Source organism: Staphylococcus sp. HMSC071G07 (assembly GCF_001811435.1).
GTDB lineage: Bacteria > Bacillota > Bacilli > Staphylococcales > Staphylococcaceae > Staphylococcus > Staphylococcus pettenkoferi.
The window spans coordinates 57724-76062 of the sequence record NZ_KV804759.1; the positions used below are offsets into that span (position 1 = coordinate 57724).

18 protein-coding genes are annotated in these 18339 nt (G+C 38.6%); 13 read left to right on the top strand and 5 right to left on the bottom strand.

All coding sequences use genetic code 11. The annotated features are described in order from the left end of the window. The first annotated feature begins 300 nt into the window (after positions 1-300). From HMPREF2802_RS03445 to HMPREF2802_RS03460, 4 genes are all read left to right on the top strand, one after another. The gene (locus HMPREF2802_RS03445; protein ID WP_070502764.1) at positions 301-1344 is read left to right on the top strand and encodes a PTS sugar transporter subunit IIC; all 1044 of its coding nucleotides are present in this window, start codon (positions 301-303) and stop codon (positions 1342-1344) included. Between the two features lie 469 nt (positions 1345-1813). Continuing rightward, positions 1814-2566 carry an aggregation-promoting factor C-terminal-like domain-containing protein gene (locus HMPREF2802_RS03450; RefSeq protein WP_070502765.1) on the top strand — a complete coding sequence of 251 codons (753 nt, stop codon included), beginning with the start codon at positions 1814-1816 and terminating at the stop codon, positions 2564-2566. Positions 2567-2861: 295 nt separating this feature from the next. Continuing rightward, positions 2862-4022, top strand: a complete 1161-nt coding sequence (locus HMPREF2802_RS03455; protein WP_070502766.1) for an aminotransferase class I/II-fold pyridoxal phosphate-dependent enzyme — start codon at positions 2862-2864, stop codon at positions 4020-4022. A gap of 21 nt (positions 4023-4043) precedes the next feature. Beyond that, on the top strand, positions 4044-5042 hold the full coding sequence (locus HMPREF2802_RS03460; protein ID WP_070502767.1) for a D-lactate dehydrogenase: 999 nt from the start codon (positions 4044-4046) through the stop codon (positions 5040-5042). Between the two features lie 54 nt (positions 5043-5096). Here HMPREF2802_RS03460 and copZ read toward each other — a convergent pair whose 3' ends face one another. Together copZ and HMPREF2802_RS03470 are read right to left on the bottom strand one after the other, a co-directional pair. Beyond that, entirely contained in the window at positions 5097-5306 is a 210-nt protein-coding gene (gene copZ, locus HMPREF2802_RS03465; RefSeq protein WP_070502768.1) for a copper chaperone CopZ, read from the bottom strand. 34 nt (positions 5307-5340) lie between these two features. Continuing rightward, positions 5341-7734 carry a heavy metal translocating P-type ATPase gene (locus HMPREF2802_RS03470; RefSeq protein WP_070502769.1) on the bottom strand — a complete coding sequence of 798 codons (2394 nt, stop codon included), beginning with the start codon at positions 7732-7734 and terminating at the stop codon, positions 5341-5343. Between the two features lie 274 nt (positions 7735-8008). On the opposite strand from HMPREF2802_RS03470, the gene HMPREF2802_RS03475 reads away from it, so the two are divergent. Further along, positions 8009-8878: an SDR family oxidoreductase gene (locus HMPREF2802_RS03475; protein WP_002471419.1), complete on the top strand. Its 870-nt coding sequence runs from the start codon at positions 8009-8011 to the stop codon at positions 8876-8878. Between the two features lie 154 nt (positions 8879-9032). Here the strand turns inward: HMPREF2802_RS03475 and HMPREF2802_RS03480 are convergent, their stop codons facing one another. Further along, complete coding sequence (locus HMPREF2802_RS03480; protein ID WP_070502770.1) at positions 9033-9239, bottom strand: hypothetical protein; 207 nt, start codon at positions 9237-9239, stop codon at positions 9033-9035. Between the two features lie 231 nt (positions 9240-9470). Between HMPREF2802_RS03480 and HMPREF2802_RS03485 the strand changes: the two genes are divergently transcribed. From HMPREF2802_RS03485 to HMPREF2802_RS03515, 7 genes are all read left to right on the top strand, one after another. Further along, complete coding sequence (locus tag HMPREF2802_RS03485; RefSeq protein ID WP_070502771.1) at positions 9471-10049, top strand: sugar O-acetyltransferase; 579 nt, start codon at positions 9471-9473, stop codon at positions 10047-10049. Positions 10050-10443: 394 nt separating this feature from the next. Beyond that, positions 10444-11070 (top strand): DUF443 family protein, encoded by a 627-nt coding sequence (locus HMPREF2802_RS03490; RefSeq protein WP_070502772.1) that lies wholly within the window; start codon positions 10444-10446, stop codon positions 11068-11070. 207 nt (positions 11071-11277) lie between these two features. Next, positions 11278-11553 (top strand): TIGR04197 family type VII secretion effector, encoded by a 276-nt coding sequence (locus HMPREF2802_RS03495; RefSeq protein ID WP_070502773.1) that lies wholly within the window; start codon positions 11278-11280, stop codon positions 11551-11553. Between the two features lie 12 nt (positions 11554-11565). Then, on the top strand, positions 11566-11919 hold the full coding sequence (locus tag HMPREF2802_RS03500; RefSeq protein WP_070502774.1) for a DUF3958 family protein: 354 nt from the start codon (positions 11566-11568) through the stop codon (positions 11917-11919). A gap of 4 nt (positions 11920-11923) precedes the next feature. Then, entirely contained in the window at positions 11924-13336 is a 1413-nt protein-coding gene (locus tag HMPREF2802_RS03505) for an LXG domain-containing protein (protein WP_070502775.1), read from the top strand. Positions 13337-13388: 52 nt separating this feature from the next. After that, entirely contained in the window at positions 13389-14018 is a 630-nt protein-coding gene (locus tag HMPREF2802_RS12455; RefSeq protein WP_369008187.1) for a DUF443 family protein, read from the top strand. Continuing rightward, the gene (locus HMPREF2802_RS03515) at positions 14006-14320 is read left to right on the top strand and encodes a DUF4176 domain-containing protein (RefSeq protein WP_049407920.1); all 315 of its coding nucleotides are present in this window, start codon (positions 14006-14008) and stop codon (positions 14318-14320) included. The genes HMPREF2802_RS12455 and HMPREF2802_RS03515 overlap by 13 nt, the downstream gene beginning before the upstream one ends. Positions 14321-14429: 109 nt before the next feature. Here the strand turns inward: HMPREF2802_RS03515 and HMPREF2802_RS03520 are convergent, their stop codons facing one another. Both HMPREF2802_RS03520 and HMPREF2802_RS03525 read right to left on the bottom strand, forming a co-directional pair. Continuing rightward, positions 14430-15215, bottom strand: a complete 786-nt coding sequence (locus HMPREF2802_RS03520) for a putative hydro-lyase (RefSeq protein ID WP_070502777.1) — start codon at positions 15213-15215, stop codon at positions 14430-14432. Positions 15216-15388: 173 nt separating this feature from the next. Then, a complete protein-coding gene (locus HMPREF2802_RS03525; RefSeq protein WP_070502778.1) occupies positions 15389-17065 on the bottom strand; it encodes a BCCT family transporter in 1677 nt (558 codons plus the stop codon). A gap of 659 nt (positions 17066-17724) precedes the next feature. On the opposite strand from HMPREF2802_RS03525, the gene HMPREF2802_RS03530 reads away from it, so the two are divergent. Beyond that, positions 17725-18150: a DUF4064 domain-containing protein gene (locus HMPREF2802_RS03530; RefSeq protein ID WP_070502779.1), complete on the top strand. Its 426-nt coding sequence runs from the start codon at positions 17725-17727 to the stop codon at positions 18148-18150. The last annotated feature ends 189 nt before the right edge of the window (positions 18151-18339 follow it).

The following is an 18339-nucleotide window of genomic DNA, read 5'->3' on the forward strand; positions in this document are numbered from 1 at the left end:
AGAAGATTCAATCGTCCAACGTTATAGTCATCAATGCGTTGAATTCTCGTTGTATGTAGCGAAGAAAGAGTGAATGACTTAATTCTCATATACTTAATATATTTTCCACTGTATAGAAATGTTAAAACATGTAAGTGTGCAACGTATAAATAAACTATCTATTTTAAAATTGTAAAGATGAGGCAATGGTAAGGAGTGACGCATTTTTGAAAGAAATTAGAAAAAGTTTCGAAATTAATATTCTGAAAATTGCGAACCTGTGGTATAGTTAATATTATTTAATTTATGGAGGAGACATCTATGAAGCATATGAGCATCAAAACATTCGGAAATAATTTACTATCGGGGGTAGCCATCGCGATCTTAGCAGGGTTAATTCCCAATGCGATATTAGGAGAAATCTTTAAGGCGTTAGCGCCGAAATATCCTTTCTTCTTAAATTTGTTACACATCGTTCAAAGTATTCAATTCACCATTCCAGCTTTAATTGGTACAGCTATCGCAATCAAGTTTAAACTCAATCCACTGGCAACGGTTGTAGTGGCGAGTGCGACCTTTGTAGGTAGTGGCGTTGCACAATTGAAAGGACAAGTATGGGTTCTAGCCGGAGTAGGCGATTTAATCAATGCGATTATTACTGCAGGGATTGCGGTACTGATCATATTAATCATGGGTGAGCGTGTCGGCAGTTTAGGTCTCATTTTCTTACCGATTATTGCTGGTGGCGGTGCAGGTTTCTTAGGATTACTCACACTACCCTATGTACGCTATATTACGACAAGTATCGGTCAGATGATTAATCATTTTACAGAATTACAGCCGATTCTCATGTCAATCTTAATCGCACTATCATACAGTTTCATCATCATTTCACCATTATCGACAGTTGCGATTTCACTGGCTATCGGAATCAACGGGCTTGCGGCAGGTTCAGCGTCGATGGGTGTGGTTGCGGCTGAAGCGGTACTCGTATGGGGTACGATGAAAGTGAACCGTGCAGGTGTGCCACTTACGATCTTCCTTGGGGGCGTGAAAATGATGTTACCTAACATGATCAAGCACCCAATTATGCTACTACCGGTATTCACCAATGCGGTCATCACTGGTTTAGGTGGCGCACTCATAGGTACAGGAGGTACGAAAGAGTCTGCCGGTTTCGGTATTATCGGTTTGATTGGTCCAATTAACGCATTCCGATTCTTAGAACATCCGCCAATCGTATCAGGTATCTTAGTCTTCATCGCGTTCTTTGTTATTCCGTTCTTCTTTGGTTGGTTGATTAACCTCTTCTACGTAAAAGTATTGAAGCTTTATACGAATGATATTTATAAATTCGAATTGTAAGCGTTGAGGTGGAGACAAACTCACAGCACTACGTTGATTTTCAAGGAAAGTCGACGTAGTGCTTTTTTACGTAACGCGTATTTCGTTCGATTTCCTTACATTGCAAGCGGGGTAGATAGAAGATAATTATTTTAAGTAATTGGGATATTACAGTTTTGTAACAGAACGATGTCTTGTAACAATAATCTTCTTCCATCGAAAACTGTGATGACAGTGTCGAGACCTTATAAAATCTAGTCTGAGTGAAAGGTTTTCTATTTTAAATTTATTACATTGTGACGCAAAATGATTCTTGTGTTACAGTTTGAAAATGCTATTGTAACTTTTTGTTAAGGTACCGTAATAAAACTGCCTCATTACTGTGGTATATTGAGTATGGTCAAAACAAGACTTGCCAAATACAAACTAGCACAACGAATATAATAATTTAGAATATAAAAGATTAAATACTTGGAGGCCTTTTTTAATTATGAAGAAGACAATCTTAGCATCATCTTTAACAGTAGCATTAGGAGTAGCAGGTTACTCATTAGTAGACGGACATAACGAAGCACACGCTTCTGAATTAAATATTGATAAAGCACACTTAGCTGACTTAGCTTTAAATCACCCTGAACAATTAAACGCTGCACCAATTCAAGAAGGTGCTTACGACTACCATTTCACATATGAAGGTTATGACTTTAACTTCACTTCAAATGGTTCAACTTGGTCATGGAGTTATGAAGTAGCTGGTCAAGGTTCAGCACAAACTTCATTCTACTCTGCACCAACAGCTAATTACTCAACACAATCTTATACAGAATCAAGCATGAACACTGTTGCTTATACACAACAATCAAGCAATACTCACGTTCAAGCTGTTTCTGCACCACAAACTTCAAATTACAGCACTAACTCTGGTTCAACATCTTCTTACTATGGTTACTCAACTGCTCAAACTTCAACATCATCTGCATCTACTTCAGGTGGTTCAGTGAAAGCACAATTCTTAGCTAACGGTGGTACTGAAGAAGCATGGAACTCAATTATTATGCCTGAATCAGGTGGTAATCCAAACATCGTTAACCAATATGGTTACAGCGGTTTAGGACAAACTAAAGAAGCTTGGGGTAAAGGTTCAGTAGCTCAACAAACGAAAGGTTTCTTAAACTACGTTAACCAACGTTACGGTTCAATCAATAACGCAATCAATTTCCGTAACACTCACGGTTGGTACTAAGCCGAGAACATTCAAGTCGTCTCTCATGAGACGGCTTTTTTTATTTTGTGCGGATCCAGGTGAGAGTTATTATTAATTTTGTAGTGGATATCAATAGGGTGAATCTTTTTTAGCGAATTCGTTAACTGTTCATTTTCATCAGTCATACTTTAGAGATATCATCACACATTTTACTGAAAAAGGTAATATTGCTACTACTCGAATAGCTCAAAGTCTGGTAAAATATTACCTAATATTCTGAAATTTATTACCGTAGCTATTTGACTACCTACAACAACAGTGAGGAGGCTGATAGATGGAATATTCACGACGATTAGCACGAGTACCCGATAGTTACTTTGGAAAGACGATGGGGCAGGAAGTGAAACATGGTCCGCTACCGTTGATTAATATGGCGGTAGGTGTGCCTGACGGTGAGACGCCACGCGGTATTCTAGATACATTTGCCGAGGCGTTATATCAACCTGAGAATCAAAAGTATGGCGCCTTTCACGGTAAAGCAACCTTTAAACAAGCTATCGTTCAATTCTACAAACGACATTATGAGGTTGAGTTAGATCCTGAAGCAGAAGTTTGTATCTTATATGGCACGAAGAATGGGCTTGTCGGCTTACCTACGAGTATCGTGAATCCAGGGGAGAACGTGTTATTACCGGATCCAGGCTACACAGATTATTTGGCTGGCGTGCTACTAGCAGATGCGATTCCTGTACCCCTTCAACTTGATCCACCGCATTATTTGCCAGATTGGACGCGTGTGCCTTCAGATATTATGTCCAATACGAAGCTTGTTTATTTAACTTATCCGAATAATCCTACAGGTTCGGTGGCGACACTTGAAACGTTTGAGGAAGCTATTCAGCTTTTTAAAAATACCCCAACGCGTATCGTGCATGACTTTGCCTATAGTGCCTTTGGTTTCGATGCGCCGAACCCTAGCATTCTCCAAGTAGAAGGCGCCAAAGATGTCGCAATCGAAATCTTCTCGCTATCAAAAGGATTCAATATGTCAGGATTTCGTGTGGGCTTCGCTGTAGGAAATAAAAATATGATTGCAGCGTTGAAGAAGTACCAAACGCACACACACGCAGGCATGTTTGGCGCTTTGCAGGATGCGGCAACCTATGCACTCAATCATTGCGATGATTTCTTAGTCGAACAGAACGCCAAGTTTAAGCGTCGAAGAGATAAGATTGAGCAGAAACTACGAGAAAGTGGCATACCATTCGAACCTATGAAGGGTGGTATCTTTATCTGGCTGCCAACGCCACCAGGTTACGATGGAGAAGCATTTGTACAATATTTACTACAAGAACAATCAATACTCGTAGCGCCTGGTATACCATTCGGTGAGAATGGACGCCATTATATACGCGTATCGCTCGCGCTCGAAGATGACCAATTAGATGAAGCAATGGAGCGCCTCAGTTCCTTAGCATCACTGTATGAACAATAGTTAAAGAGGGGAGAATGATTTATGACAACGATTAAATTATTTGGAGTAAGACCTGAAGATCGACCTTTTATTGATGAATGGAAGACGAAGCATAATGTAGAAATAGAAGAAACTGCTGAGATTTTAAACGATGATAATGTAGATACAGTGCAAGGCTTTGATGGCGTGTCGATTTCCCAACAAATCCCATTAAGTGAAACGATTTTTCAAAAATTACATGAGTTTGGCATTAAGCAATTAGCTCAACGTAGCGCTGGTTACGATTTCTTAGATTTAGACTTAGCTCGCAAATATGACCTCATCATCACGAATGTACCATCGTATTCACCGCGCTCTATTGCTGAGTACACGGTAATGCAAGCATTGAACTTAGTACGCAAGACATCGGCAATCCAAACAAAGACGGCGAATTATGACTTTCGTTGGGAACCCTCTATCATGTCACGTTCAATTCAAGATTTAACTGTAGCGGTTATCGGGACAGGACGCATTGGCAGTCAAGTGGTAGAAATCTTTGCGAAAGGCTTTAATGCGCGGGTTGTAGGCTATGATTTAGAGCCAGATAATGCGCTTTCTGAAATTGTTGAATATCAATCTTCGCTTGAAGAAGCGGTGCGAGATGCAGATATTGTTACAGTGCATGTTCCTGGCAGCGCGGACAATCGCTACTTATTTAATGATGAGGTGTTTAAAGCATTTAAAGAGGGCGCTTATTTCATTAACTGTGCACGTGGTTCTGTCGTTGAGACACAAGCATTGTTGGCATATTTAGATAGTGGCCATTTAGCAGGCGCAGCTCTCGATACTTATGAGGGTGAAAAGGGGTTATTCCCAAGCGATCAGCGTGGTACTGAACTACAAGATGACACACTCGTACATTTAATTGAACGTTCAGATGTCCTCGTGTCACCACATATTGCATTCTATACAGATGCAGCAGTGAAGAATCTCATTGTCGATGCACTCGACGCTACCCTTCAAGTGATTCAAACAGGAGACACACCATTTAGAGTGAATTAAATCCAATAGAAAAAGCTGGCAGAAGAAACAATCTCTCCGCCAGCTTTCTTTCAATTAAGCGTTCACATCATAACCTTGATCTTCAATCGCATCTCTCATATCTTCAAAGTCAACTTTATTATCATCGTAATCAACGTTAACTTGACCTTGTTCTAAACTCACTTCAGCTTGAGATACGCCATCTAAATCTTTCAATGCAGTTTCTACCGCATTTTTACAATGTTCACAACTCATACCTTCAACTTGAATTGTTTGGTTAGCCATCTTATCGTCTCCTTTTACTATTCTATACATCTTACTATAATTTCATACGTTTCAAACGTAAAGCGTTGGTTACCACACTAACTGAGCTTAATGCCATTGCGAGACCTGCAACCCATGGCGCAAGTAAGCCACATGCAGCGATAGGGATGCCTGCCACATTGTAACCTAGCGCCCAGAATAAGTTCTGACGGATGTTGCGAATCGTAGAGCGACTCGCGCGTAACGCTTGAGGCAAGAGGTGAAGGTCGTCACCCATAATCGTAATATCGGCAGCTTCAATCGCTACCTCAGTCCCTGTGCCAATCGCAATACCGATGTCTGCTTGTACTAAAGCAGGGGCGTCGTTGATACCATCACCGACCATCGCCACTTTCTTACCTTGAGCTTGTAGTGTTTGAATCTGATGTGCTTTGTCTTCCGGTTTCACTTCCGCGATCACATCATCGATACCTGCTTCTTGAGCAATCGCTTGAGCCACTTTGGAGTTATCACCCGTCAGCATCATGACTTCGACACCCATAGCGTTGAGCTGTTCAATCGCAGAGCGGGCAGAGCTTTTAATCGGGTCAGCTACAGCGATATAGCCTCGATACGTGCCATCTACAGCGATGAGCATCGTCGTTTGAGCTTGACTTTCAGATGCTTCAACGTCAGCTAAGTCTGATTGCGCCACGTCGATACCTTGTTCTAGTAAAAGTTGTCGATTACCCACGTGAATTGAGTGATCATCGACGCGACCTTGGATTCCGCGGCCGGGTATTGCTTTGAATTCAGTAGGATTCATAAGCGATACGCCAGAAGCTTTCGCATATTCCACTATCGCTGTCGCAAGCGGATGCTCAGATTGTTGTTCCAGACTTGCGATAAGTTGAAGTGTTTCGTTATCGCCTGTATAAGACGTCACTTCCGGTTTGCCATGCGTTAGCGTGCCCGTTTTATCTAAGACAAGTGTATCAACATTATGTGCTTGTTCGACAAACTCTCCACCTTTAAAAAGGATACCGGATTCGGCCGCTTTACCAGTACCTACCATAATGGACGTCGGCGTTGCTAAACCGAGTGCACAAGGGCAGGCAATGACCAGCACGGAGATGCCAGCGATTAAGGCAGCTTCCACATCGCCGTAGTTAACCAACGTGATCCAGACTAAGAAAGTGAGGACAGCAATCGACACGACGATAGGTACAAAGTAACCAGAAATCTTATCTGCCAGACGTTGAATCGGTGCTTTCGAACCTTGGGCAGTCTCCACGGTCTTGACGATAGAAGCGAGGGCAGTATCCTTTCCGACGTGCGTCGTCCGCATCGTGAACGTGCCATTCTGGTTCATTGTGCCACCGACGACCTCGTCATCCGTAGATTTACGAATAGGCATGGATTCTCCTGTGAGCATGGATTCATCCACCGTCGTTTCGCCACTTAATACGACACCGTCTACCGGGACGCTTTCTCCAGGTTTAACTTTGAGCGTTTGCCCCTCTTGTAACTGTTCGACTGGGACCATGCGTTCTTCTCCGTTATCTATGAGACGCGCTTCTTTCGCCTGCAAGTTAAGCAATTGAGTTAATGCTGAGGTCGTTTGTGATTTCGCACGTGCCTCTAAGTACTTTCCGAGTAAAATGAGAGTGATTAATACCGCGCTCGTTTCATAATAGAGGTGTGGCGTCGTTTGCGGATGAACGATCCAAATAATCGTTTCATATAAACTGTAAAAATAGGCCGCGCTCGTTCCTAAAGCAACGAGGACGTCCATATTAGCAGAGCCACTGCACAGACTTTTATAAGCGCCAGTATAGAACTGCCAACCTATACCAAACTGCACGAGACTCGCAAGCACAAGTTGGAAATACGGATTCATCAACAGATGAGGTAACTGAATGCCAAAGAGATGCGTTAACATCGTTAAGAGCAACGGCAACGTAATGATAGCTGATATGACGAGTTTAATTGCTTTATGACGGAGTTCACGCTGCTTACGATCGCTTTCACTGGATTGTTCATCGGATTCAAGTTCGGCATCGTAACCTAATTGTTGAATGCGAGCGATGAGATCACGCACATCATATTGAGCAGGAACGTAATCGACCCGAGCTTTCTCGGTCGTTAGGTTCACGTTAGCTTCAGCCACGCCAGGCATCTTGTTAAGCACTTTCTCAATACGACTCGAACAAGCCGCACAGGTCATACCTAACACAGCAAGTTCAGTAGAATCTGTAATGACGTGATAACCTGTCTTCTCTATAGTTTGAACGAAGTCGTTGAGCGTGTATGCGCGTTTAGGGTAGGAAATCGTCGCTTGTTCTGTAGATAAATTCACATTCGCTTCCACGTCTTCAAGCTTGTTTAAATTCTTCTCGATACGATTTGAACATGCTGCGCAACTCATGCCTTCTATTCCTAGTGTGAGTGTTTCATTTTTTCCAGCCATATTCTCACCACCTTATGCCATTTCGATACGTTCTTGATTCGATTTCAATATACCCCCTATAGGTATAAAAGTCAATGTGATTGCTTTATGATGTGGCGTTGTGGGGGGGCTTTAAGGTTTTAAAAGTGGAAAAGATATATAGGACTACACTTCTTCAATAACGTGCGCTACGGAAATATTTTTAACAACCTATTTCACTACTAAAATGTTTAAAATACAGGCATAGTGGTACAAATTTATAACGTTAAACTTAAAGTTGATGGAGGTCTTGGGAATGAATTTAAAGGAATTTCACGACAAGATTAAAGGGTACACACAAGATAGACAACCCGGTATTGAGAAAGACATGGATCCACGACCAATCTCTGAGTTAGATGCGTATCGCGCAGGCGGCAAGTTACAAGGTAAGGTTGCGCTTATCACAGGTGGAGATTCAGGTATTGGACGTTCAGTAGCGATCCTCTTTGCGAAAGAAGGTGCCAATGTCGCAATTGGTTACTACGATGAACATGAAGACGCAGAAGAAACTGTGAAACGTTTAGAGGAAATCGGAGTGAAAGCGAAAGCTTATGCCCATGATTTAAGAGAGGTTGAACAATCTCAGCAACTCGTAGATAAAGTCGTAGGTGATTTCGGTAAATTAAACATTTTAGTCAATAACGGCGGAGTACAGTTCCCTAAAGATGACTTCAGTGAAATCACGCCAGAACAAGTGAAGAAGACGTTTGAAACAAATATCTTCGGCATGATGTTCCTCTCTCAAGCCGCAGTTCCACATATGTCAGAAGGTGATGCCATCGTGAACACTACAAGCGTAACGGCCTACCGTGGCTCAGGTCACCTCATCGATTACTCTGCGACGAAAGGGGCGATCGTGTCATTCACACGTTCACTCGCGACAGTGTTATCTGAGAAAGGTATTCGCGTGAACGCGGTGGCACCAGGTCCTATTTACACACCATTGATTCCAGCTACGTTTGACGAAGAGAAAGTCGAAGGTCAAGGTGGCGAAACGCCGATGGGACGTCGTGGTCAACCAGCTGAACTCGCACCGTCTTATGTATTCTTGGCTTCCAACGCAGATAGCTCTTATATTACTGGACATGTGATTCACGTTAACGGTGGAGATTACATTACTTCATAAGATTTATAGTAGAATAGTTATAGTAAAGTTAAAAATAGCGCAGACGCGTTCACGATTGATGAACGGCTGCGCTATCGTTATGCTCAAATGAACTTCTTAAATGTTGAGAGCGATAATCAAGTTATTTGAGCAGGCAACAGATTTATATTAAAAACTAAAAGAAGTCAGACAAACTTAAATCCTCGAGATTAAAGTGCTTTAGATTATTGGAATTGACATTTTCGATATTAGGCAAGACATCACCTTGTTTAAATTGTTGATAATAGCGATTGATAGTGACGCCTGCATCGTAGTCATAGAAAGTCTTCACTATTCCGAGGACTATAAGTACAGCGATAATACCTTGAAGTATACGTTTCATATATCTGACTCCTTTAATAGTTTATGTTTCTATTGTACGCGGTTAAACGCGCGTTGCCATTCGTCTCTAGGACTGTTTTTAACTCATACTTTGGCATGAGAAGTCAGATAGGGTTGAAAAATTTGATGAGTGGTGTATGATTTTATTTTATAATGGAGAAAATGACAAGGGGAGAAAGAATAGACATCATTTCTACCCACTATGCAGAATAGAAAGGATTGAATGATAACTATGACTGAAAGGGAAAAAATGCTTGAAGGCGAATGGTATCAAGAAAACGACGAGGAACTACAACGTCATCGTTTAAAAGCGAAAGATTTATGTTTCGATTTGAACCATACAAGACCGAGTGATGTAGAAACTCAAAATGAAATTATCGAAGAATTGTTCACATATCAACCTACAAATTTGGAATTACTAACACCATTCCAAGTAGATTATGGTAATAACATCTTCTTAGGAAAGAACGTGTTTATTAACCATAATTGCTACTTTATGGATGCGGGGCGTATCATCGTTGGCGATAACGTCTTCTTCGGCCCTGGGGTAGGCCTCTACACAGTAAGCCACCCATTAGCGTATGAACGCCGTAATTCAGGACTCGAACAAGCACAAACGATTAAGATTGGCGACAATGTCTGGATTGGTGCGAACGCATCAGTTCTACCAGGTGTGACAATTGAGTCAGGTGCTGTCGTGAGTGCCGGCAGTGTCGTAACACGCGACGTACCAGAGAACGCCATCGTGGCAGGTATTCCTGCGAAGATCGTTAAATCTATTCACGAAGAAGAGGTAGACTCAGAAGAATAGATAGTGGTGAAGCGGGTGTAGACGTCGATCCATAGGAATAGTCAATGACGAAGCGTTTGATGAAGTCGACGTTGAGATCGCTTATCGCTAGTTGAGGTAAAATTGTATATTAAGAAACCGAAATTTTGAAATACGACTATGTTTAGGGGCATGGTCGTATTTTTTTTAATTTCGTTTTAGCTTATAATAAAGGAGAGATAAAGAGAGAATAACGTTTCTATAAGACAGACCAACGATTCAGCATAGTTAACTATAGTTACTTATTTTACGATGCATGTTCTCTTTCAATAGTCTTCAGGTTGAAAAGTAATGTATTCAAAAAGATAAATAGTTAAACAAACGAAGCAGTCGGTAAAATCTTTGATTAACCTGAGATATTGGAGTGAGACAACAAATGGCAAGAATACATCTTATTTATAATAATCCGAGATACAAAGTAGTTGAGAAAGATAATAAATACTTATTGATAGACCTAGAACAACATTGGTATTCCTACTTATTGCCTATGTTAAATTGGGTGATTCCTATTAAATATACAGAACTTACTTACGAAGAATTAAATAGTTTATATGTTACTAAAAATAGATATAACAGTGCTTATAGTTTAGCTATAGCGGGGGCTGGTTTATTAATTACCAGACATATTAAAAAAATTACATACTTGATGGATATGTATCTTTCGACTATATGGATGTTTGTAATATATTTAATTGGTTTTATATCGATTGTAGCGTTGAGAGTGTATATAAGTAGAAGATTGAAAATTACGAAGTTTGAGAGTAAAGAGAAACAAAAATTAATATTATTTCCTACCTTTAAGAATTTGATAATTGTATTATTTGGTTTCTTCTTATTTTCACTACTATCTTCTATGCCTTATTACGAAATAAGTGAGAATAGATTCAATATTATATATTATATTTGCTGGTTAGGTATTTTTTTAATGTTTACCGTTTTAAATATGTGTACTATTACAGGTAAGAAAATACGTGTGAAAATATGTAGAAGAAAAGATCAGTAGATGACATGATAGTATTTAGTAATGAATAAGGTAGCGTAGTAATTTAAAAATTTATTAATAGTAAACATAAAAAGGACTCGAATACAAGTCCTTTTTTATTTGGATTTTTGTGATAAATTTCATTATGTAAATGTGATTTATGAATTTTAATTACTAAAGTATTTAATAATAAATTATACATAATAGTAGAAGGACGTGAGTCATGTAATGGGTCAAGTTAAAAGTGATTCAGATAAGATAGATGATATCTTCTCAGGTTTAAAGGGAGCTCTCAATGGTTTTGATGACCTCACTAAGCCGACTAAAGATGAAAGTACAACGGTCAAAGGCAATTCGAATGCACACGACGCTATAGATAATTTAATGAAGAAAAGTAAGTCTGTTGCTAATGCAATTGAAGAGGCAAGTAATCATATTAAAAAAACAGGTGAATCGTTTGAACAAACCGATCAATCAATAAGTAGTAACATTGGCCAGAATTAAAGGAGCAAGTGAATGACAAAGGAAGTAGATGAATACAATCATTTAATTAAAGATAAGCAAGAGCAAGTAGAAGATTTAATGTCTGAGATAAAGCAAGTTGAAAATCTAATAGATGAATATGAAGATTTAATTCATCAAACAGAACACTTCAATAATCATTTAATTGATCGATATTACGATAGTCGAATGTTTAGTGCAATAGAGGAAAATACTCGCGCATATCATTCAGCCCAGCATAAATTGATGGGAGAGTTGTCTGCCCAACAAAGTGATATTGAACAATCCATTCGACAAACCAACGATGACATTGATGATCTTGAAAGAAAGCGAAATATATCATTACAAATAGAACGAGAGAGAGGTTAACATCATGAGTATTGATATGTATTTAGGTAAATCCAGAAACCAATCTTCAGATGTGAGTAGTACAGTTAATGACATAACTAGTGATTCTGAAGATGTAGTTAAAGAAATAAATAAATTTGTTGGAGAAGATGAATTACAAAGTCAAGCTTACGATTCAGGAAAGCAGTTCTTCTCTTCAGTACTCATACCATTAGCGGTGAGTATAAAAACGTTAGGAGAGTTAACACAACAAGCGTGTGACGAGTTTGTTGATAAATATCAATCTGATGTAGATACACAAAGTTTAAAAGAATCAGAGTTACAAGAGGACATTAAAAATTTAGACCATCAAATTAGTCATTTAGATGCGATGAAAGGTCCTTCTACACATACTAATGCGCATAAAGAGATGGTAGGGAGTTTAAAAGATCAAAAACAAAAACTTAAAGAAAAACTCGATAAATTAAGGGAGTTTAACTCCGATTCTCCAAACATTTTTAAAGAGGTAGAATCATTTCAAAAAAACGTTGAAGAAGGAATCAAACAAGCGAAGTCGTCTTGGAATCCAGGTAAACAAGCATTTGACATTCCATCTGGTAAGAAGATGAAATGGGCAGAAGCGGTTCATCAAAAGACGGTTCAAGTAGATATTAGAAATATCCTTCAAAAAGTACAAGACGGCAAGAAACTAAATAAGAAAGACATGTATACAATCATCAGCTACGGACAAGAAAAACTTTCTCATTTAACACCTAAAAAAGTACAAAAAGAGATTGATGAAGATATAAATATTATGGCTAATGTTTTATCAGTGAATGGGTCGTCTGAACTCATGAAAGATTTTGGGAATATATTATCTAAAAGTAATGGAATAACGGTTGATGGTAAAAGTTATAATAATATCGGGAAAGGCATGATATCAGTTGGTAAAATTATACCAATTTTAGGTTTTGGAATTGGAATGTATACAGATTTACATGATAGTCATAAAACGATTGGTGAGGCACTAGCGCATAATTTAGAAGTGTCTTTAATTAGCACAGCAGGAGGAATTATAGGAAGTGCTGTAGGATCTCTTGGAGGACCAGAAACTGCGGTTGTAGGTGGAGCTGCAGGAGAGGCATTTGGTTCTGTAGAAGGTGAAAAAGCATATCAAAGGGATGATTATAACTTAAAAACTGGAGCAGACTGGGTAGGACAGAATATATTTGATCCAACAATTGATAAGACAAAAGATATAAGTAAAGATTATTGGAAAGGACGAAAAGCTACCCTTGCATTGGAAGGGAATTTATTAGTAGGAGGTTTCAACATTGTAAAGGATATAGAGGAAAAAATTGCAAGAAAGCAGGTGGATTTATACAGAAAAGCAAATGAAAAAATAGGTGAATCACTAAAAAATTTCCAAAGTACTGTTAATCCTATGTCAGGCTTTTAATATAGATATTTTTAGGAGTGGATTATTTATCGATAAGACTACTATTGATACTATTGTCAATAATAGAAAGTATAAATTAGTCTATTATGATAATAAGTACTACATCATTGATCTTAATAGAAATAAATTAACTTATATATTCCCGTTATTAAATTTCATTACTAGACATAAGCTAACAGAAATTAGTGAAGAAGAACTACATAGTATTAAATCTTCTAATGTAAGTAATAATAATAAGGGGAAAGTTGCTATAGGCGGATATACGGGTATAGGCTTTTTAGTATCTGTTTTCCTAAGACCTTATATCAATTATATGTACTTTGACATGAATATATGGTGGATTATTTTCTTTATACTACTAGCAATTATACCTTTGTTAATATTAAAAGGAAGAAATGATAGAAAAAACAGACGTAAAATGAGTATCAATTTAGATGACTATCGAATTAAAGCTTTTATATTACCTAATACTAAAGATTTACTAAAAGGTGTTTTCTTAAATATAGTTGGATATCTGCTTTTTATTTTTTGTACACTAGATCCCATTATGTATGGAGAATTTAGCTTTATAACTTTTCTATTTATTATATTAGTATTTTCTTTCATTCTATTTCAGAATGCATTGTTATACACCCAAAATAAAATCGAAGGAAGGATCGGTGGCATTAAATGGAAACAATAGGCAGCATTATTTACTTAAAAGAAGGTTCTCAGAAACTTATGATTATCAATAGAGGGCCAATTGTAGAAATGGACAATCAGCGCTATATATTTGACTATTCAGCATGTAAATATCCAATTGGTGTAGTTGAAGATGAAATTTATTATTTTAATGAAGAGAATATTGATAAAGTCATTTTCGAAGGTTATTCTGATGAGGATGAAACGAGATTTCAAGAATTATATGAAGATATGTTAAAGAATTTAGATAGCGATATTAAACGAGGTAATGTGAAACAAGAAGAAAATTTTGGATTACACTAGAAAAATTTTACTCAAGTAAGTGCGTGAATAATATCCCATTTTAAACATATAAAATAAGAGTGTGTCGTTACAACGTTACGTAATGGCACACTCCTTTATTTGTGAAGACTTAATCTCCCATTTGGCTCTCGAGGACATCGGTCACGAACATATGACCTGGCGCATGGGTGATGACGAGATCTGGTTTAGCGGCTAAAGCAACGGATTGTGGTGTCACACCGCAGCCCCAGAACACGGGCACTTCTCCTTCGTTTATCTGCACAGGTTCGCCGAAATCAGGTTGGCTTAAATCTTTAATTCCGATATCTTCTGGACGACCAATGTGAATAGGTGTGCCGTGAACTTGCTTGTAATGTGTCGTGATTTCAGTCGCTTTAATGGCTTCTTTCATCGTCATCGGACGCATACTCACTGTCAATGGACCGCGAAAGATGCCGCTCGGACGTGTATCGATGTTAGTCACATACATTGGCACGTTATGTTGTTCTTCAATGTGTCGCACAGGGAGACCAGCATCTAGCAAAGCATGTTCAAAGGTGAAACTACAACCGATTAGGAAACTAACCATATCTTCTTCAAAGAGGTGTCGAATATCATTAGGTGTCTCAACGAGCTCGCCATGTCGATAAACGCGATATTTACTCACATCTGTTCGAATATCTGCGTTTTTACCATAGGTCGGGAAGGATACAGCGCCCGTCTCTGCAATATCTAATAGAGGACATGTCTTCGGATTGCGGAAACAGAATTTTAGAAAGTCAAATGCATATTTTTCAGGTAGAATCACGACGTTCGCTTGTACGTAGCCTTTCGCCATTCCACTCGTATGTCCGAATAACTTCCCCTTACGTATCAATTCTCGAATTTCACTCGGTAAAGCGTGATGTAAATTCATTTTCTCATCCCCTTTTCTAGGTAAAAGTTTAAAAATTCTAATAATTAAACTTATACTTTTACTTCCTATATCTATTATACATGAATAGAGGTATGAATAGGGAAGCCTGCTTAAAAAAGATGCAACCAACCTTAATTGATTGGCTGCATTAGGTATTTAATACATGTCAAAGACTATTCATTTTTATCCTGTGAGTGATTATTCACTTGCTGAGTGTGGTGGTCGTAATCGACAGTTTGATGATTGTCTTCATCATTATCCTTACTGCTACTTGCCTCCTCGTCACTCTCACGCTCTTCTAAAGGTATGGAGTAGTCTTTCTCATCATTGATATACGACATTTGGAAGTGCTTGGTATGTTCGCGTTTTAAAGCTCTCATCAGTGAGAAGATCATTAAGAGTAAAATGATTGAGAACGGTAAGCCTGTGACGACGGAAGCAGTTTGTAAACTCGTCAATCCGCCAGCGATAGTCATGGAAACCGAGATTGCTCCAATGAGGATCCCCCAGATAATCTTATGTTTCACTTTAGGGTTCGCTAGTCCCCCTGTCGCCATACCAGCTACAATATGTGTCGTCGAATCTGCGCTGGTAATAATAAAGATAAAAATTAATGCGATAGCTAGGATACTCGTGATATCCGCAAGTGGAAATTTGGATAGCAGTTCAAATAAAGCTACAGTGTAATCTTTGTCGACAACGTGTGCGATATCGTCACCTTTCAAGGCAAATTTTAGAGCCGTGCCGCCGAATCCAGCAATCCAACTGAAAGAGATGAGTGGTGGAACGATCAACACGCCAATGACGAATTCACGTACTGTTCGTCCTCTTGAAACCCGGGCAACGAAACCACCGATAAACGGTGACCAGGAAATAACCCATGCCCAGTAGAAGACCGTCCATTTCTGAATCCAAGCATCACTGCCACCGTATGGATTGAGACGCAAACTGTATTCGATGAAATGACGGAGATAATCGCCAATCGCGAGTGTGTATGATTCAAGAATAAATTTGAGATCACCAACACATAACATGAAGATTAAGAGAATAGCACCAAGCCCAATATTGATATTACTGAGCCATTTTACCCCACGATTTAAACCGGTAATAGCCGAACCTAAGAAGATCACGACCATCAAGATAGTAATACCGATTTTAACACTATTGTTTTGTGGCACATGAAATACATGATGTAATCCACCGTTAATCTGCATGATACCGAGGCCGATAGATGTCGCAATCCCCATTACCGTTGCGATAATCGCGAGAATGTCAATGATATTTCTAAAAGGTCTGCGATACGCTTCACCGAAGACAGGTTCCATGGCAGTCGAGATGAGCCCGTCACGCTTTTTACGAAACTGGAAATAAGCCACGATTAAACCAGCAATCGCAAAGATCGACCATTGAGAAATACCCCAGTGGAAGAAAGTATAACCCATTGCGACACGGGCTGAATCTTCAGAGGCATTCGCAATCTTACCCGGGAAGGGAGAATGTAGGTAGTGCGTCAGCGGTTCAGCCACGCCCCAGAAGACGATACCGACACCTAGTCCAGCTGAGAACAGCATACCAATCCATGAAAGCATAGAGAACTCCGGCGATTCGTCGTCATCTCCGAGTTTGAAACGGCCATAGCGAGAGATAGCTAAAGCGATCAAGAAGATGTCCAAGATAAAGATAATGAGTAGGAATAGCCAACCAAAGCTATTGGAAATGAAATCATAGATGTGTTGCGCATGATGACCGAATTGAGTAGGGAAGATACCAGCGATTGCGGTAATCAACACGATAATCGCAACCGATATTCCATAAACGAAATTTCTATTTTTAGTCTGTTTATCATTCATAAAACAATTACTCCATCCTTTGTTTATTGTTTAGTTTCAAGTGAGGTTGATTACATAGATGTTGTTAGTTAAAAACTCACCCTTGATCGTGATTTATTATCAGTTATTCATCGATGTTATTGTTATATAGATTTTCAAAAAACCCATATTTAAACTTAGTCTTAAATTAAGAATTTATAGGTGTTGTTTAGTTTTTACTTTATATAGGTGTTCTAGCAGTAGGGTAATAATAGATTATTTTGTAAGATATTTATTTAATTTTGTTTTCAAAGACAATTCGACACGCTTGAAGGATAAAGGTCGCAACGAAAATCCATTCTTCGAACTCTTTGGGTGAGAAGAATTAGTTGAGTGCGACCCCTTAAGCAAGGGAGGATTGTCAACTGAAAACAAAGGATTTCATTAATTCCAATCTTTTTCAACCAGTTGAGTATAGCTATTAATTTTGTAGGATATTATATGTGTGTTCACTACTCCTTTTAGTTGAAGTATAAAATAAGTGTGATTTTGTAATTATTTAAACCTAATTATAAAGTAAATAGAATAAATTACAACGTAATATTCTGATAAATTTAGAGCTAATTGTTTTTGAATAAGCTGTATTATACAATAACAATGCATGGTGAATAATAAATATAAAATCACTAGGAGGAACTTGAATGAAAAGAGTTTGGGAGAAGATTCTAGTTTGGCTAGGACTACTCTTACAATTTGCGCTCATATTTATTTACGGGGTCATCGCACCTTTCATGAATGACGATAGCTTTAAATCTGAAATTAAGGATAGTATCAAAGAAGAAGTGAGTTCAGGTAAATTATCCAATGCAGATATTAATTCAATCGTAAGTCATCTGAATGAATGGATTATCTATTTAATTGGTTTAGCTATTATTGTTGCGGCAGTAGCTTTAATTACTGCGTTAATCATCAACAAATTACCGAAGACAGCAGGCGTGATATTTATCTTGCTTGCGATTGCAGCGGTATTGAGCCTCAATTTCATAGCGACACTGTTCTGGCTCATCGCTGGAATTATGCTGATTGTGCGCCGCAATAAGCAGACTAAGCGTAAGGCACGTGCTTAGTTTTTAGGCTCAGGTAAAATACAATATATAGTAAATGCAAGACAATGTGACTGAGTGTATGACATGCTTAGTGGCATTGTCTTTTTTTACTCGAAAGTATGGCTTGACTCATGTATTAAGCTAACTCAGAGAATGAACTAAAAAAATCATGATCCAGCACTAAATTTTTTCAACTTTTACAAAAACAAA

Coding starts and splice junctions, on each gene's coding strand:
- HMPREF2802_RS03445 (WP_070502764.1), top strand. CDS start 301: ATGAAGCATATGAGCATCAAAACATTCGGAAATAATTTACTATCGGGG.
- HMPREF2802_RS03450 (WP_070502765.1), top strand. CDS start 1,814: ATGAAGAAGACAATCTTAGCATCATCTTTAACAGTAGCATTAGGAGTA.
- HMPREF2802_RS03455 (WP_070502766.1), top strand. CDS start 2,862: ATGGAATATTCACGACGATTAGCACGAGTACCCGATAGTTACTTTGGA.
- HMPREF2802_RS03460 (WP_070502767.1), top strand. CDS start 4,044: ATGACAACGATTAAATTATTTGGAGTAAGACCTGAAGATCGACCTTTT.
- copZ (WP_070502768.1), bottom strand. CDS start 5,306: ATGGCTAACCAAACAATTCAAGTTGAAGGTATGAGTTGTGAACATTGT.
- HMPREF2802_RS03470 (WP_070502769.1), bottom strand. CDS start 7,734: ATGGCTGGAAAAAATGAAACACTCACACTAGGAATAGAAGGCATGAGT.
- HMPREF2802_RS03475 (WP_002471419.1), top strand. CDS start 8,009: ATGAATTTAAAGGAATTTCACGACAAGATTAAAGGGTACACACAAGAT.
- HMPREF2802_RS03480 (WP_070502770.1), bottom strand. CDS start 9,239: ATGAAACGTATACTTCAAGGTATTATCGCTGTACTTATAGTCCTCGGA.
- HMPREF2802_RS03485 (WP_070502771.1), top strand. CDS start 9,471: ATGACTGAAAGGGAAAAAATGCTTGAAGGCGAATGGTATCAAGAAAAC.
- HMPREF2802_RS03490 (WP_070502772.1), top strand. CDS start 10,444: ATGGCAAGAATACATCTTATTTATAATAATCCGAGATACAAAGTAGTT.
- HMPREF2802_RS03495 (WP_070502773.1), top strand. CDS start 11,278: ATGGGTCAAGTTAAAAGTGATTCAGATAAGATAGATGATATCTTCTCA.
- HMPREF2802_RS03500 (WP_070502774.1), top strand. CDS start 11,566: ATGACAAAGGAAGTAGATGAATACAATCATTTAATTAAAGATAAGCAA.
- HMPREF2802_RS03505 (WP_070502775.1), top strand. CDS start 11,924: ATGAGTATTGATATGTATTTAGGTAAATCCAGAAACCAATCTTCAGAT.
- HMPREF2802_RS03515 (WP_049407920.1), top strand. CDS start 14,006: ATGGAAACAATAGGCAGCATTATTTACTTAAAAGAAGGTTCTCAGAAA.
- HMPREF2802_RS03520 (WP_070502777.1), bottom strand. CDS start 15,215: ATGAATTTACATCACGCTTTACCGAGTGAAATTCGAGAATTGATACGT.
- HMPREF2802_RS03525 (WP_070502778.1), bottom strand. CDS start 17,065: ATGAATGATAAACAGACTAAAAATAGAAATTTCGTTTATGGAATATCG.
- HMPREF2802_RS03530 (WP_070502779.1), top strand. CDS start 17,725: ATGAAAAGAGTTTGGGAGAAGATTCTAGTTTGGCTAGGACTACTCTTA.